The organism is Nostoc sp. (assembly GCF_036917355.1).
In the GTDB taxonomy this organism is placed as follows: domain Bacteria; phylum Cyanobacteriota; class Cyanobacteriia; order Cyanobacteriales; family Nostocaceae; genus Nostoc.
Genome location: NZ_JBALDP010000079.1, coordinates 1 through 15890 on the forward strand (window position 1 = coordinate 1; position 15890 = coordinate 15890).

Consider the following 15890-nt stretch of genomic DNA (forward strand, 5'->3'; position numbering starts at 1 on the left):
GATTTAGACATGGCTCAATTAACGCTGTCGCATTTGTTTCTACTGACAGAGTACCGTTACTTGAGCTTTTTTTGACTTTCCAAACATCCTCTTAGAGTCACAGACGTTACTTAGCTTTCATATACATCGAAGCAGGCATTTTTGTAACTAGCAATTTCAGTTATCTCTATCTGTCTTATGTAATAAGTCCTATACCTACCCTAAGTAGGGTTATCTATCTGTATTTGTTCGTTAAGTTGTATGAAGTACTGAAAGCAGAACATCCTTAACTTAGTTGGAGTTTTTTATGACTTACACAATTGATGAAGCAACAAGACCAGCTTTAGAAACTTTTCAACGCTTTGATGTAGATACTCAGCTAGCCTTACTTTGGTTCGGTTATCTCGATCTTAAAGAGCAGCTACAACCAGCACCTCCTCCAAGCGTTGAAGCTCCTGCCAAAGCAGTGTTTGACAAATTCTTGGACTTGTCTAAAGAAGAGCAACTGCAAGCACAACGTGACATCATTAATGGTGCAGCTAACGATATCAGCCAAACCTATAATAGTCTAAGTCCCAATGCCAAATTAGACATTTGGTTTCTGCTGGCACAAGGAATGGAGGATGGAAGCATAATTCAAGTGCCCTCCGACTATCAACTTCCTGGTGAAACGGATGAATTTGTTGCGTCGATCAAAAATCTAGAGTTTGAGCAACGGATTAATTTCATGTTGAGTGTAGTGGAAGCGATGGGTTAGGTAAGTCCAATAACTCTCAATGGGTATCTAAAATTGGGGATAACTGAAAGTAGCAAATTAAGTTAGACCTGGCTGTTTTTGCTCTACTTTAATAGTGCTTAACTCATAACTACCGCAGAGATACTTGTCTTTGCGGTAGTCTTGGTGCAATTTTAAGATAATATTGTCCAGAAGGAAAACGCGCTCCAGTTGTAAATTGAAGGTAGTAATATGGATGTAGATGAAATTCTCAGACGTTATGCTGCTGGAGAAAAAAGCTTTCAGGGAGTAAATCTGCAAGAAGCAGAGCTAACGAATTTAAACCTCAGAGGTGCAGATTTTAGCAATGCCGATTTACGTCAGACACGGCTAGGTAAAACCAACTTTAACCAAGCATGTTTGCGGGAGGCAAACCTGAGTGAAGCGATTTTGTGGGGAATAGACTTAAGTGAAGCTGATTTGTATTGCGCCATTCTGCGGGAGGCTGATTTGACTGGCGCAAAACTGGTTCAGACACGCCTAGAAAAAGCCAACTTAATCAAAGCTAGTTTATGTGGTGCTAATTTGAATGGTGCAAACCTCTCTGGTTCTCTGCTAATTCAAGCAGATTTCCGTCCCAGTTCCAATCAACGCACAGACTTGGGATATGCGATTTTAACTGGGGCAGATTTAAGTTACGCCGATCTCAGAGCCGCTTCACTGCATCATGCCAACTTAGCTGGAGCAAAGCTGTGTCGGGCAAATTTGAGTAATACAACACAATGGGGCGATTTAGCAACCGATCTCAGTCAAGCTAATTTACAAGGAGCAGACCTGAGCTATGCGGATTTAAATGGTGCTATTCTACGAAAGGCTAATCTGCAAGGAGCAGACTTAACCGGAGCAATTCTCACTGACGTTGATTTTCAGGGAGCGATCGCGCCCGATGGTAAGGTTCATGATTGAAGATAAGCGATCGCAAAGCACCCCTATCTATGCGGATTAACAATTAGCTATACTACTAATTAGTTATTAAGCAAATATTGTGCTGACTATTAAATCTTTCTATGCCAAAAACTAAGCCACCCAACGCCGATCCAGCTGTTCTCGTGGCGGTTGCTGACTACTTCAAAGTTTTATCAGAGGTAAGTAGATTACAGATTTTGACCTGTCTTAAGTCAGGTTCAATGAATGTGATGGAAATTGCCGAGGCTACTGGTTTAGGGCAGGCAAATCTATCTAAGCATCTGAAAGTATTAACTCAGGCAGGGATTTTATCTCGTCAGCCCAAAGGCACTAGTGCCTATTACGAGATTGCCGATCCCATGATTTTTGAGCTTTGTGAGTTAGCGTGCGATCGCATCAGTGAGCGCGTACAACAGCAGGCTGAAAGCCTAAAAGTTCTTCGGAGCAAAACAGCAGTTTTTTGAATAAAAATATCCGCTACCCTCAATAGGAAAACACCCTCAAACGAGGGTGCTAATAGAGCCAAAAGACATTTAGGCAAAAGCTAGCTGTTAATTACAGGAGCTACCAGAGCGATTGATTGAGGCTCACCAGATGCCAAATCTAGAGGGAAGTTGTGAGCATTTCGTTCATGCATCACTTCAATCCCCAGGTTCGCTTTATTAACGAGGTCTGCCCAGGTATTAATTGTCCGCCCTTGGCTATCCAGGATGGAGCTATTGAAGTTGAACCCATTCAAGTTAAATGACATAGTGCTGATACCGAGAGCAGCAAACCAGATGCCAATCACTGGCCAAGCGGCTAGTAAAAAATGCAAAGAACGCGAATTATTAAAACTGGCATATTGGAAGATTAACCGCCCAAAGTAACCATGTGCCGCTACGATGTTGTAGGTTTCTCCTTCTTGACCAAACTTGTACCCAAGATTGGCTGATTCTATCTCTGTTGTTGCACGTACCAGTGTCGATGTTACCAGAGAGCCATGCATAGCGGAAAACAAAGCACCTCCAAAAACTCCGATTACACCTAGCATGTGAAAGGGATGCATGAGGATATTGTGTTCTGGTGAAAACACAATCATGAAGTTGAAGCTTCCAGAGATACCAAGCATCATCCCATCTGAGAAACTACCTTGTCCAATCGGATAGATTAACAACACAGCTGTTGCAGCAGCAACAGGAGCAGAAAATGCAACAGGAATCCAAGGACGCATTCCTAAGCGGTAGCTCAGTTCCCATTGCCGACCCATGTAAGCATAGATAGCAATGAGAAAGTGAAACACAATCAGTTCGTAAGGGCCGCCATTGTATAGCCATTCATCCAGAGAAGCGGCTTCCCAAATTGGGTAAAAATGCAAACCAATAGCAGCTGAAGTTGGAACTACAGTAGCAGTAATGATGTTATTGCCATAGAGAAGTGAACCAGATACAGGTTCTCGAATGCCATCTATGTCTACAGGAGGTGCTGCAATAAATGCAAGGATAAAGACGATCGCAGCAGTCAAGGCTGTTGGAATCAGTAGCACTCCAAACCAACCTACATACAGTCGATTTTCAGTATTAATGATCCAGTTAGAGAATCTTTCCCATAGACTGTTGTTACTGCGCTGTTTTAAGAGCGTTGTCATTGTTTTATGGATGTGAATGAAATTGTGGAATTAAATTGACAAGGGTAACTTGCCATTTTTATTATATATCTAACTAGCTATATAGTCAGTTAAGAATATTAGATTCCAAACAATTGCTGCAATCAAAGGTAGTTTGCGAATCAGCTTCACCAGTTTCGACCCAGAACTGCTCTCAATTTCTGCAATTTTTAAGTTTTAACCTACACAGCGTTGTAGCCGTGGGAAAAACTTGGAATGTTCGGTATTCAACAATCCCCAGAGAAAGCCTTTGAAGACTGGGGTTTAGATAATTTATTAAGTTTTGAAACTTCCCTGGCTTAAATTAGCTTAATAACTATATAGTAATTTAACGATAACAGTTACCTTTACTCAGAGTTTCAGAGGTTTTAAGATGGGTCGTCATTCCGATAATTCTCTGCAAGAATCTAGAAATAACACAACATTGCTGGCATCACCTACCAACACCATACCCAAGGATTCACGGGTGCGATCGCAGCAATTGATGCAGAATTTACAGGATGAAATTTGCACAGCCTTAGAGCAACTTGATGGAAAAGCACGCTTTCAACAAGACCATTGGGAACGAGCAGAAGGCGGAGAAGGACGTACCCGCGTGATTCGGGAAGGGCGGGTATTTGAACAGGGTGGCGTGAACTTTTCGGCAGTTTGGGGAAATAGCCTACCGCCGGCAATTTTGGCTCAACGGCCAGAAGCCGCCGGACATGAGTTTTTTGCCACGGGAACCTCAATGGTGTTGCATCCCCGTAATCCCTACGTACCAACAGTACATCTCAACTATCGTTACTTTGAGGCAGGCCCAATTTGGTGGTTTGGTGGTGGGGCTGATTTAACGCCATACTACGCCTTTGCAGAGGATGCAATTCACTTTCATCAAACGCTAAAAAATGCCTGTGATGTCCACCATGAAGAGTATTATCCAGCCTTTAAACTTTGGTGTGATGAATACTTTTACTTGGGGCATCGCCAAGAACAACGGGGTATTGGTGGTATCTTCTTTGATTATCAGGATGCTAGCGGCAAGCTTTATGTCGGTTCTCAAACAGATAGTCCAGCAGCACTTTATAGTCAACAAGTAGGAACAGTATCTCGGAACTGGGAAGATATTTTTGCCTTTGTTCAGTCTTGCGGTCAAGCATTTCTACCCGCTTATTTGCCGATTGTAGAACGACGCCAGGAAATAGAGTATGGAGAACGCCAGCGCCAGTTTCAACTGTACCGTCGGGGTCGTTACGCAGAGTTTAATCTGGTATACGACCGGGGAACGGTTTTTGGTCTGCAAACCAATGGGAGAACAGAATCTATTCTAATGTCTCTACCACCACTGGCACGTTGGGAATATTGCTATGAGCCAGAACCAGGCACACCGGAAGCACAACTCACCGAAATCTTTCTCCAGCCTCACGATTGGGCGAATGGGACTTTTGACCAAAAATAATAAAATTTTTAGCAATAAGGGTTTCACCATGAGCAGCCATTTAGATGTTCGCTTGCGAGAAGGTACTAAACATTCGCACACAATGGTAGAAAACACGGCGTTTATGAAATGCTTTCTCAAAGGGATAGTGGAAAAGAGCTTTTTTCGTAAGTTATTGGCGGATCTTTACTTTGTCTACAGCGCTTTGGAAGAAGAACTACAGTGGTATCAGCATCACCCGATCGTTGGGATGATGTACTTTCCCGAACTGCATCGCCAGAGAAATTTAGAGAAAGATTTAGCCTTCTATTATGGTGAAAACTGGCGATCGCAGATTGTTCCTTCTAAAGCCTGTCGGGTATATGTTAACCGGATTCGTGAGGTTGGCAACACACAACCGGAGTTACTGATTGCTCATGCTTATACTCGCTACATGGGAGATTTATCGGGTGGGCAAGCATTGAGAAAGATTGCTCGATCCGCAATGGATTTACCAAGCGATAGCGGTACTGCAATGCATGAATTTGAACAGATTCCTACCCCGGAAGCTAAACGGGAATTTAAAGAGCAGTACCGTCAAGCATTGAATTTTTTACCTCTAGATGAAGCAATGATTCAGAAGATTGTGGATGAGGCAAACTATGTCTTTACTCTAAATAGAGATGTTATTCATGAACTAGAGGCAGATGTGAAGGCAGTGATTGGTGAGCATGTCTTTGACTTGGTTACTCGCCAAGAACAGCTTGGTAGCACAGAACGTGCTTCTGAAAGTGAGGCACTAGGAATGATTGCACTGGATTACAGTATCTAGTAGTCTGTCCTAAAAGTTTTGAGAGGTTTGTAGTAAGCACAAAGCGCACTGAAAAAATCAAGGACTAAATTCCTGACTACAAACATACATAACCATCAAAATTGATGGGACAGACCACTTCGGCAGTACGCCCTTGTAGCTCTGCCGACTTGTTCGTTCTTAGTTAGCGTTTCCACAAGGTAGCAACTGGCTCTCAAAAGTCACACATGCTTTGATTTTTTTACTTTTTGTGGTTGAGGAAGGATTTGTGAGATTCAATTCATCGCCTACTCTACCGGAGAATCCCTATCCTCTGCGTCTTAGTTGGTCAACGGTGGCTTTTTTCGCTACTATTCATGCACTGGCATTACTGTCTCCCTGGTTTTTCTCCTGGCCTGCATTGGGTGTGACTCTATTACTTCACTGGCTGTTTGGCAGCATCGGAGTTTGTTTAGGCTATCATCGGCTGCTGAGTCATCGCAGCTTTAAAGTACCTCGGTGGTTAGAGTATGCGATCGCCATTTTGGGTGCGCTATCTTTACAAGGAGGGCCGATCTTCTGGGTAGCTGGACATCGTTTGCATCATGCTCACACCGAAGACGAGTACAAAGATCCTTACTCTGCCCGCAGAGGTTTTTGGTGGAGTCACATACTGTGGATTTTTTATCCCCGTCCAGAATTCTTTGATTATGAGCGCTACCAGCGATTTGCTCCCGATTTAGCGCGAGATCCCTTTTACCGTTGGCTCAATCGCTACTTTCCATTGCTGCAAATTCCAGTTGCATTCTTACTTTATACACTTGGCGGTTGGTCATTTGTAATCTATGGTGTGTTCTTGAGAACTGTGATTCTCTGGCATACAACTTGGTTTATCAACTCAGTCACTCATATGTGGGGATACCGCAGTTTTGCCAGCAATGATAATTCTCGTAATCTTTGGTGGGCAGCGATTCTCACCTATGGCGAAGGGTGGCACAATAATCACCATGCCTATCCTCATGTAGCCAAATGTGGTTGGCGCTGGTGGGAAATCGACATGACTTGGTGGGCAATTAGATTGTTGAAAACAGTCGGTTTGGCAAAAGATGTGAACCTGCCACCTGCTCAAACAATGAAAGTTGGAGATTTGTAGATTTGATTTTGTGGCAATCTGTGGGTATCTGGGATGGGATTCCCGCAGATTTTCGTTGATTCAGATTTTTTCCAAACGCACGATCGCATTATAATCAGGCACACCTTCGAGCGATCGCTTACTTTTATCTAGTAGCACATTCCCTTCTGGCCAATGTACTTGCAAGTTTCCTGACTGAATTGGCGCAATATAGACTTGACATAATAACTCGCCTAATTCATTCTTAAGAATGACGCGATCGCAATCTTTTAAACCCAACTGTACAGCATCAGCAGCATTCATTAGCACTGCTTCTCGCATCGCCCCAGTAATTGCATCTTTGCGTTCCTGCACCATACTATTAAATTGTTTGCCTCGGCGGGTTGCTAATAAAAAATAACCTTCTGGTAATTCTCTTTGGCGTGGTAATAATACGCCAAAATGTGCTTTACCATCGGCTGTCGGGAAATTCCAACCAAAGCACAAATGTGAGCCACCATATTGAAACTGATCGCCAGCTTGCTGTAAATGTTGAATACCAGCATATTGCGGGACGACTTGAGCAATTTCTTGACGGATAGCAGCTGTGTCAGCAAAAGCCAGCTTATCTGCCAAATCTGGTTTTACCCGCTTTGCCAATTCTAAAAACACTTCCCACTCTGGACGCGCTTCTCCAATGCGCGGCCCCGGAATTTCTGGACTGAAAATTACCCGGCGTTCGGTGTTCGTTTCTGTAACTCCTCCTGGTATTTCGTAGCGAGTCGTCGCAGGTAAAAGCACCACAGTATCAGCAGGTTCCACCAACATTTGGCTGGAGAGAACAATATCCATGTGTACTCGCAGTGGTATTTTCTTCAGCGCCGCTTCCACATAATCTGGTTCTGGCAGCACTTCTAAAAAATTCCCTCCCACAGAAAACAACACATCTAAATTCCCTTGATGTGCAGCATTAATCATTTCTGGAGCAATTAAACCTTTACTTGCTGGCACTTCAAAGCCCCAATGTTGAGTCAATTGGGCAGCATTTTCTGGAGTGATGGGTTTACCACCAGGAAAAACTGTCGCGTAACATCCCATCTCTGCACCACCCTGCACCCCAGAGTGACCGCGAATTGGCATTAAACCGCAGCCCTCCCGACCGACAAATCCTTTGGTGAGAGCTAGATTAATAATACTTCGCACATTATCTTCACCGCATTCATGCTGAGTAATGCCCATACTCCAAACAAATACGGCTTTATTCGCTTCTTTGACCATTTTGGCAAAGGCGTACATTGACTCGCGAGATGTCCCAGAAAGCCGCTCTAATTCTTCCCAAGATTGACTTTCTAACGATGCTTTAAGTTCAGCAAAGCCATCTGTGTATAAATCTATAAATGACTGGTCTACCCAGTTGTTAGCAATTATATGTTTAATAGTGCCATTTAAAAATGCGATATCCCCGCCCATGTTGATTAAGAAGAAGTCTTCGGCAAACTTTGTACCGAAAACAGCACTTTCCACAATAGAGGGAACCCAGTAGCGCTCCATTCCTGGTTCGCGGTAAGTATTAATAACTACAATCTTTGTGCCAGCTTTTTTAGCGTAATGGAGATACTTAACGGTGACTGGCTGATTGTTGGCAACATTGGAGCCAATGAAGACTAATAAATCAGTACCAATCCAGTCTTTATAAGAACAAGTAGTAGCCCCTGCACCCAAAGCAGCTTTCAGCCCCGATGTACTGGGAGAATGGCAAATGCGAGCAGCGTTATCAATATTATTGCTTCCCATTGCCCGCACAGCTTTTTGGGTCGCATAATAAGTTTCGTTGACAGTACCGCGACTGGTAACATAGAAACTGAGACGATCTGGTGTAGTAGTGCGGATGCGATCGCTAATTACCCCTAAAGCTTCATCCCAGCTAACACGGCAAAAGCCTTTTTCCCCACGTTGACGAATCATCGGGTACGGGAGTCTTCCCAAGTCTCGTAATTGGGCACTTTTTTGCTTTTGCAACTGCGAGACATCTGCCAATAGTACAGGGTCAAAAGCTGGCATCGTATTCATCTGCAACAACCGCAAACGAACATTGCAGAGATGAATCCCATCTAAAGTCCAATCCTTCATTCCGGTTGTTCCGAGAGCGCAACCATCGCAGACACCTTTATTTAGGATATTCCACGTGTATGGTAGTTTCTTACGAGATAACCAAATTGCGCGAAATACTTCCCAGTAGTTGTTGGGGTACTGTTCGCCGATGCCAAAGGGTTTCCAACTTGCCCAGTGCTGGGGTGTCCAGTGTTTTTTGGGTTTGGGTAACATGAGGCAATATTGTGTAAGTTGCTGGATTCTCTTAGGCTATCGTTTTGATTACGAAACGAGTAGCAGACAGTTAAAAATCGTTCTATTTGCCGAATATGTCAAAAGGAGAAAGTCAAAGCTGTTTTTGAGAAATAAAAAGCTGCTTTTGCTTGCTGAATATACCGAAATGAGGGATAAAAAGCTGCTTTTGCCTGCTGAATATACCAAAATGAGAAATAAAAAGCTGCTTTTGAGACAATAAAAGCAGCTTTTGAGAAAGCAATTGCAGATTTTGCTGATTGAATTTAGTCAAAAGATGAAGTTCAGGTAAGTTATTAGAGTTCTTGCATAAGTCGGGTAAAGGGTAAGGGTTAAAGGGAAAAGGGATAGAATTAACATTCCCCTTTAACCTTTCCCCCTTTCCCGACCTCTTGCAAAAGGCACTTTTGCAAGAGGTCTATTGAAAGCATTCCTTGAAAAAAAGAAAGGCGATCGCTCTTTGCTAAGAGTTTGCATAAGCGCAGCCCGGTGCAGGCATCGCCCTTCAGTCCACCTTCAATCAATCTTCTGAAAATTTATGCCTTAACAAGTGTTGGTGTTACTTTTGATACCCCCAATAAACTGAAAATTTTTGCAATCACGTCTGGGTGTCGTAGAATTGCGTTATGGCTTAAATCAATCCCTTTTTCTACTAATTCTGGAGCTTCAGTCCCTTGAGGTTTAGGAAATGGATGTGGAGTTATTGTTTGGCCTGGTACATCTGGGTTTGGCTGCCATGTCCTAAAGTATGCCAAGCTTCCGTATGCAACTACTCCATCTCCTGAATTATTGATTCCATCATCTGATATCAGTTGTTTTGTTTTATCCCCTTTTTCCAATCTTACTCCGTTGATGACAACGAAGTTTCCGTCCTCCACAGGCTGTTCGGGTGTACCCAAATAACTCGCTACTTTGAGTTCTTCTCCTTCTTGATAGTAGTATGCTCCTACTGGTGTGTTAAAACCAGTTGAATAAATGACATCTACGTTCTTGACGGGTGGGCTTTTTACCGCTTTACTCCCGAATTCTCCATCACTGAAATTCGGATCTTGTTTATAATAATCGTTGATATATTTCAGCGTCGTACTTTGGGCTCCTCCAAGTTGTAATATGTTTTCGGTTGTTTCCGGTCTAAAGTCACCAGGAGCGATTGTTTGTGATTCAGCAACACCTTCATTTCTGATAAACGAAAAATCTGTTGTGTTGAAATACTTGTACTGGGCTGTTGTTACTGGTAATAGCGAAGGAATGCTAGAAAAGGATTGTAATGCCTTTTTTATGCCCGATAAACTTGCTCCTCCTAAATTAAATCCATCATCTGTTGATAGCAAACGAATTGCTAGTGGCGCACCTATCCACGGTGGGCTAACTGCTATGTATCGTTTTATATGTTTATCTATCCATGCTTGTCCTGCGGAGGGATCGTTTTTGATCCACTCCAAGAAATATTGCGTCACCCTATTTCCCATACTGTGGGCTATTATTACCACAGGTGTAGCTAGTTTAAGTGGGATTAAGCTGGGTTTGTATAATTCCTCTATAGTACTCTTGAGTTTAGAGAAATATTGATATCGCTGTTCCAAACCTGTTGGGCCTATTCGCCAATCATAAGGAAGGGCTACCAAATTTGCGGGCAACAGAGCTGCTTCGCCTCGGTACTCATCAGTGTCTAATAACGCAGTTACTAATTCTGAAAAGTAATTTACTTTTAGCAAACCTGCGTACGATTTCTCCAATTTTTTACGATTCTCTCCAGAAGAGATCGCTATTAATGCTTTTAGATCGTTTAGCTCCTTTTGAGAAACAGCTAAATTTTTAATCCCCTGTATTCCATCTACAAATCGATTAAATTGAATGTCTGGATCATCTTCTATTAGCGGCGGATTTTGGTCTGCTTCTACTTCTGGGGTTATGCCATTACTATCCTTCAATTTCAGATTTTTTTTCCAATTCGTGACAACAGGATCTTCAGTAGGTTGATCTGCTTTGATAGCATATACTGGTGCATTAAGCCCGACTATATTTGATGGCGGATATTCTACATCTGTTTGTTCATCTACTTTCTGACTTTTTTGACCTGCTGGTGGTGCCATATCTTGACCAACCCAAAGTTTACCGCCTGTCACGCCTTCTTCTGACTGAATTTTATTATGTGTTTTTAGCCTCGATCCTGCTAGTCCTGGAATCAATATTACGGGATTAACCATTTGTCTTTTCCTTTCTGACTTTAATTTACACAGATTCAAACTTGAAAACTGATACGTTTCTTTTTGCTGTTGGACAGGAATGCTATTTGATATTTGATGTACAGGTCTTTGAATTTTGTTCTTGACCAACTATGCCGACTAACTAATATCATGCCCGGTTGAAAACTTTTTATTAGAACTGACGCATAGATACAAAGATGCATAGATGCGGAGACATTTTAATAATCAGTAATTACCCGAACTTGATATGAAAATAGTGAAATTAAACTTCACTATCAATTAGATAGCTATCAAGCTAACCAATTTCTATAACTTGGTTATTAACTTGATAAAACCATGATTTTACGTAAATTGCAAGCAGATAAAGATGAAAGAAGATGACTCAAACTTTAAGAAACTAAATAATAGTAACTGCGGTAGTTAGCTATAATTTTTACTTTAAGACTATGTAATAACTCTCATGTCTTCTTGCCAAACTGCATAGCTTATTTGAGCCTATATACCATACCGAGAGGGCATAAATAGTGTCTAAAGTGGTTACTATATATTGTTGCTATTTTTGTCAACATGTAAATATAAGTCTGCTTTTATACTAACTTTTCAGAGAATATCAAAAAGTTAAGCAGACAGTTAAATAACTACATTAAGAGACAGTTAAGACAGTTAAGACAGTTAAGAGAATTAAAATAGTTAAAAAAATTAATAAAAGAAGAGATTAATTGTTTATTTTTTTACTTTCAACAGATAATATTTTATAAATTTTGAAAGAAGTAGTTGAAATAAAAATCCCTGCCACAGATAGTTGACAGGGATAGTAGTTTTTAGCTATGTTTTGTCTTTTAGCTAACAAAATCTTTGTGGGCAGCGACAAGCATTTGAGCCTGCCTTAAAACGTTTCCGAATAAATAAAAAGGAATTTGCCAAGCTGCAACGGTAACTTCTTTGACTATATCTTGTACACTAATTGCGATTAATTCATGCTCTGGCGGCTCTCCCTCAACAGTACCAGACCAAGTAAAAGCTAATAAGAAATCATCGTCTCCAGGCAAGGATGCAATCAAACATTCTTCTGGTGTCGGTTCGCAAATAATTCCATAATCATTTGCAAGTTCTACTAACCTTTGAAATTTGTTTCCGTTTGTCATTTGTTCTTAGGATGTAATTGAATCTCAGTTTTAGAATAAATCATATTTTTAACTCCAGAACTCAAGTGAGTTGCTACATAGCAGAAATTACGAATTATTAATTATTCGTTGAAAATTATGAGTTATTGGAGTTAGATCGGGCTTAAGTCCAAAATCTTACCGCGATCGCTTGGTTGTATCAGCAACAATTGTTACTGTTTTAGAAAAAGCTAGATTACCTACTTTTTCGGTTTACCCTATTTACATACACCTCCATTTGTTACCATTTCAAGATTGATACCTTAATCTCACCCTAGCTGACGCAGTGCCTTGAGAATTGCGATCGCTTTTGGGGGAACTGCTGTAAACCTAAGCAGAAAAAGATGCTCGTCAATATTAGACTGTTCGATCGTCTTGGCATAGATATCTTCTTCTGTAGCCATTTCTGCTTCAATCAATAACTTGAGTTTGAGATTACTCAAAAGTTCTAAAGAATGTGTCGATCGCAGTTGCGCTCCTTTTTCTGAGAGGCTAATCAATTCCCCCATAAATACTGTTCCTACTGCATGTTTTCCCTGCAAAATGGAGTATTTTACAGGTACTTTTTGAGTAAGAACGATCATTTCTTCATCATATTTAGGCAAGAATAAATTATATTTACCACCAATGCCACGAATTTCACAAATTGTCACAGGGTGTTTTATGCCCTTGGGTTCTATTTGTAATTGCCCAGCAATTTGTAGGTCAATATTGGCATCCTTACAGGTATTTTCGGAAATTAAAATTTGTCCTCCCACTGTATAAGATTCAATTCGAGCAGCCAAATTAACATGACTGCCAACAACTGTATATTGAGCGCGTTTTTGAGAACCAACATTTCCCGCTACAGCCTCGCCTGTATTAATCCCAATTCCCATTTCCAGAATTGGGAAATTCATTTGCTGATTTTGTTCATTAACTTGCTCCATTGCTAATTGCATGGCAATAGCACAGGCGATGGCTCGTTGAGAATCATCATTGCGACTAATTGGCGCACCAAACACCACAAAAATACCATCACCCATAAACTCATTAATTGTGCCTTTATACTGGTTAATTACATCTGTCATTATTCCCAGATAAAGATTCAAAATCTTTACTACTTCTTCCGGGGGCAATTGTTCGGAAAAAGCTGAGAATCCTCTTAAATCAGACACGAGAACTGTAACTTTTCGGCGTTCTCCCCCTAGCTTTAACCCAGAAGGAGTTTCGAGGATATTGGCGACGATTTCATCAGTTAGATAGCGGCCGAGGGTTTTTCGCATCTCGGTAGCACTTTGGGCAATATACTGAGTAAGTGCGATCGCAGAACCTCCAAAAGCCAGCATCGAAGGGATCACGGGAATCCACCAACCAGCCAAAAAAGCCAAAAAGCTGCCGCCAATTAAACCGCCACCTACCAACAAAACACTAACAGCCATGAGGTTTTTCTGGTTGCTACTGTGGCGTTGCAGCCAACACAAGCTAGCACCAATAATTGACCAAATCAAAATTGATAGCCATTCTAACGGCTCAGGTAAACACTTAATCGGTGGACGACCTTCCATTGCCGCACTTAAAATTTGACTAATCAAATTAGCATGAATTGTTACACCCGCCATTCGTTCCGGGTCAGTCAAGACATTACTGCTATAAGGCGTATAGAATAAATCTTTCAAACTCTCAGCAGTAGCACCAATTAATACCACCTTATCTCGCATTAAATCTCGTGGGATGAGGTTCTTTTGCACTTCGGTAAGAGAGACTTTAGTAAACTGCTGTATCCGTCCTCGGTAATTCAACAGCACTTGATAACTCCCCGCATCAGCTCGGACGTAACCTCCATCATTAGCTTCAAAAATTGGGAAAACACCCCGATTTAACTGCAAGTAATTAGAGTTAGTTGCCGATGGCTTGGCAGTAATACCTTCAGGTTTCAAGTACAACAATGCGAGTTTTAAGCCAAAACTTTCCAGAATCTCATCATTATTTAAATTTACGTACAATAATGCTCGCCTAATTTTGCCATCTCCATCTATGGGTAAATCATTCGACCCAATTTGATTAAGTTTCTTCAGTTCTGGAGATGAATCAACCGCCGAACTATCAATCGTATCAGAGACTTTTTGGACTCCAATCAAATTAGGAGTAGATTTGAAAACCTTAAGTAAATCTTGATGACCGGGATTTACAGGTAAATCACGATAAATATCTAAACCAATCGCTCTGGGTTTTTGCTGTTTGATTTTCTCTAACAAACTAGCAAGTTTTCCATCAGGCATAGGCCATTGTCCCTGCTTGCGGACATCTGCCTCATTAATCTCAACTATGACAATGCGGGTATCAGGCGGCTCTCCTGGACGGAGGAGAAAAAATTGATCTAGTGCTGCCAATTCCAACAATTGCAGTAATCCAGTCAAGCGTATTGCAATCACCAGAGCTGTAATATTGGGAACAGCAAGTAAAACACCCCGCCATTGCCAGATGTGCGGTTTCAGCTTTGCCCACATAATATTTAGTGCTGAGTGCTGAGTGCTGAGTGCTGAGTTAGGAGTTTGGAGTTTGGAGTTTGGAGTTTTTCCAATGCTCAATACCCTTTTTTAATTTTGTGGTTGATTCTTAGGTGTGCAACAATCAATCAATGGTTCAGAAGCGATCGCATTCAAACCTACAGACTTGAAAAATTGTCTCCAATCCAGCTTTGCTTTGAAATTATTTGGCTCAGTCTGGCGTAGCTGCACCAAACTAGTCAGTGCTTCATGCCAAATCCCAGCTTCTGCATAGATGGTGGGCAACTTGTACAAATTTGCCTTTGCTAACGCTTGCGACAAGGTTGCTTCTGGCTGAGTGCGTTCCACCCAACCATCTACAGTCGGATTTTCACTAGAGTCTTGAGTATTACAAGCAATTGTTAGATACCAATGATAAGTTTTACCTACAGCAAGTGCAGGGGCACTATCAGGAAGTTTAAAGCTAATAATTCCCGGTTTATTTGGAAGTGTAAAAGAGGTTTCATAAAATATATTCTGGTCTTCAGTCAAGAGCAGAAACTTGGCGGTTTTGAGTTGAGATGGAGGTATATACCAGAAAAATGTTGGATGTTGAGCAAATGTCAACCCTAATTTATCTGGAGGCATTAAGGGAGTTATTAGTTGTTTGCCTTTTAGGCAAGAGCTACCACGGGTAGAACCACCAGCACTTGCGGGAAGTTTTCCCCGCTGTGGTGGCTTAAATGTTTGACTAACTTGCCAAGTTTTATTGGCATGGTACGACTGAGCTTGTACCTGTGCTGTTAAACCAGAAAGCAAATACAAAGGTAAGGAAAAGGGTACAAAATATAGAGATGGTTTAATCCCTTTCATATTGATGATGCCTGAGTTCTAGATTAGTCAGGTGAATAAATCAAGTATTCCCAAAAGCAGAGTCAGATTTTCCACTCAACTACAGAACTATTTATTAGGCATTGGGGATAAGGGGCAGAGGGGCAGAGGGGCAGAGGGGAAAAACTTACTGCAACTTATCCTCGGTAACAGAGCGCAGCCTCTCGTAGAGAAGTGCTGCTCCCCTGCTCCCCTGCTCCCCTGCTCCCCTGCTCC

The 15890-nt window shown here is 41.7% G+C and carries 12 protein-coding genes and 1 pseudogene; 6 read left to right on the forward strand and 7 right to left on the reverse strand.

The genetic code is table 11. The features are described from left to right. Positions 1-286 precede the first annotated feature (286 nt). From V7K53_RS25125 to V7K53_RS25135, 3 genes are all read left to right on the forward strand, one after another. Entirely contained in the window at positions 287-736 is a 450-nt protein-coding gene (locus V7K53_RS25125; RefSeq protein ID WP_335200241.1) for an orange carotenoid protein N-terminal domain-containing protein, read from the forward strand. 210 nt (positions 737-946) lie between these two features. Next, positions 947-1660: a heterocyst differentiation pentapeptide repeat protein HetL gene (gene hetL / locus V7K53_RS25130; protein WP_335200242.1), complete on the forward strand. Its 714-nt coding sequence runs from the start codon at positions 947-949 to the stop codon at positions 1658-1660. 101 nt (positions 1661-1761) lie between these two features. Continuing rightward, the gene (locus tag V7K53_RS25135) at positions 1762-2124 is read left to right on the forward strand and encodes an ArsR/SmtB family transcription factor (RefSeq protein WP_335200243.1); all 363 of its coding nucleotides are present in this window, start codon (positions 1762-1764) and stop codon (positions 2122-2124) included. 80 nt (positions 2125-2204) lie between these two features. On the opposite strand, the gene psbA is transcribed toward V7K53_RS25135, so the two are convergent. After that, entirely contained in the window at positions 2205-3287 is a 1083-nt protein-coding gene (gene psbA, locus V7K53_RS25140; protein ID WP_335200244.1) for a photosystem II q(b) protein, read from the reverse strand. A 69-nt stretch (positions 3288-3356) separates the two neighbouring features. Beyond that, positions 3357-3539: pseudogene (locus tag V7K53_RS25145) on the reverse strand (magnesium-protoporphyrin IX monomethyl ester (oxidative) cyclase); the annotation flags it as partial. 139 nt (positions 3540-3678) lie between these two features. On the opposite strand from V7K53_RS25145, the gene hemF reads away from it, so the two are divergent. From hemF to V7K53_RS25160, 3 genes are all read left to right on the forward strand, one after another. Further along, entirely contained in the window at positions 3679-4743 is a 1065-nt protein-coding gene (gene hemF, locus V7K53_RS25150) for an oxygen-dependent coproporphyrinogen oxidase (protein WP_335200245.1), read from the forward strand. A gap of 28 nt (positions 4744-4771) precedes the next feature. After that, a complete protein-coding gene (locus V7K53_RS25155; RefSeq protein ID WP_335200246.1) occupies positions 4772-5533 on the forward strand; it encodes a biliverdin-producing heme oxygenase in 762 nt (253 codons plus the stop codon). A gap of 247 nt (positions 5534-5780) precedes the next feature. Beyond that, positions 5781-6644, forward strand: coding sequence for an acyl-CoA desaturase (locus V7K53_RS25160; RefSeq protein ID WP_335200247.1), 864 nt, complete (start codon positions 5781-5783; stop codon positions 6642-6644). 60 nt (positions 6645-6704) lie between these two features. On the opposite strand, the gene V7K53_RS25165 is transcribed toward V7K53_RS25160, so the two are convergent. The 5 genes from V7K53_RS25165 to V7K53_RS25185 form a co-directional block, all read right to left on the reverse strand. Then, positions 6705-8927, reverse strand: coding sequence for an FdhF/YdeP family oxidoreductase (locus tag V7K53_RS25165; protein ID WP_335200248.1), 2223 nt, complete (start codon positions 8925-8927; stop codon positions 6705-6707). 554 nt (positions 8928-9481) lie between these two features. Then, entirely contained in the window at positions 9482-11152 is a 1671-nt protein-coding gene (locus V7K53_RS25170; protein ID WP_335200250.1) for a lipase/acyltransferase domain-containing protein, read from the reverse strand. Positions 11153-11991: 839 nt separating this feature from the next. Further along, a complete protein-coding gene (locus tag V7K53_RS25175; RefSeq protein ID WP_094352832.1) occupies positions 11992-12297 on the reverse strand; it encodes a hypothetical protein in 306 nt (101 codons plus the stop codon). A 287-nt stretch (positions 12298-12584) separates the two neighbouring features. Beyond that, a complete protein-coding gene (locus V7K53_RS25180; protein WP_335200350.1) occupies positions 12585-14804 on the reverse strand; it encodes a CHASE2 domain-containing protein in 2220 nt (739 codons plus the stop codon). 90 nt (positions 14805-14894) lie between these two features. Continuing rightward, positions 14895-15656, reverse strand: a complete 762-nt coding sequence (locus V7K53_RS25185; RefSeq protein WP_335200252.1) for a DUF928 domain-containing protein — start codon at positions 15654-15656, stop codon at positions 14895-14897. Positions 15657-15890 lie beyond the last annotated feature (234 nt).

Coding starts and splice junctions, on each gene's coding strand:
- V7K53_RS25125 (WP_335200241.1), top strand. CDS start 287: ATGACTTACACAATTGATGAAGCAACAAGACCAGCTTTAGAAACTTTT.
- hetL (WP_335200242.1), top strand. CDS start 947: ATGGATGTAGATGAAATTCTCAGACGTTATGCTGCTGGAGAAAAAAGC.
- V7K53_RS25135 (WP_335200243.1), top strand. CDS start 1,762: ATGCCAAAAACTAAGCCACCCAACGCCGATCCAGCTGTTCTCGTGGCG.
- psbA (WP_335200244.1), bottom strand. CDS start 3,287: ATGACAACGCTCTTAAAACAGCGCAGTAACAACAGTCTATGGGAAAGA.
- hemF (WP_335200245.1), top strand. CDS start 3,679: ATGGGTCGTCATTCCGATAATTCTCTGCAAGAATCTAGAAATAACACA.
- V7K53_RS25155 (WP_335200246.1), top strand. CDS start 4,772: ATGAGCAGCCATTTAGATGTTCGCTTGCGAGAAGGTACTAAACATTCG.
- V7K53_RS25165 (WP_335200248.1), bottom strand. CDS start 8,927: ATGTTACCCAAACCCAAAAAACACTGGACACCCCAGCACTGGGCAAGT.
- V7K53_RS25170 (WP_335200250.1), bottom strand. CDS start 11,152: ATGGTTAATCCCGTAATATTGATTCCAGGACTAGCAGGATCGAGGCTA.
- V7K53_RS25175 (WP_094352832.1), bottom strand. CDS start 12,297: ATGACAAACGGAAACAAATTTCAAAGGTTAGTAGAACTTGCAAATGAT.
- V7K53_RS25180 (WP_335200350.1), bottom strand. CDS start 14,804: ATGTGGGCAAAGCTGAAACCGCACATCTGGCAATGGCGGGGTGTTTTA.
- V7K53_RS25185 (WP_335200252.1), bottom strand. CDS start 15,656: ATGAAAGGGATTAAACCATCTCTATATTTTGTACCCTTTTCCTTACCT.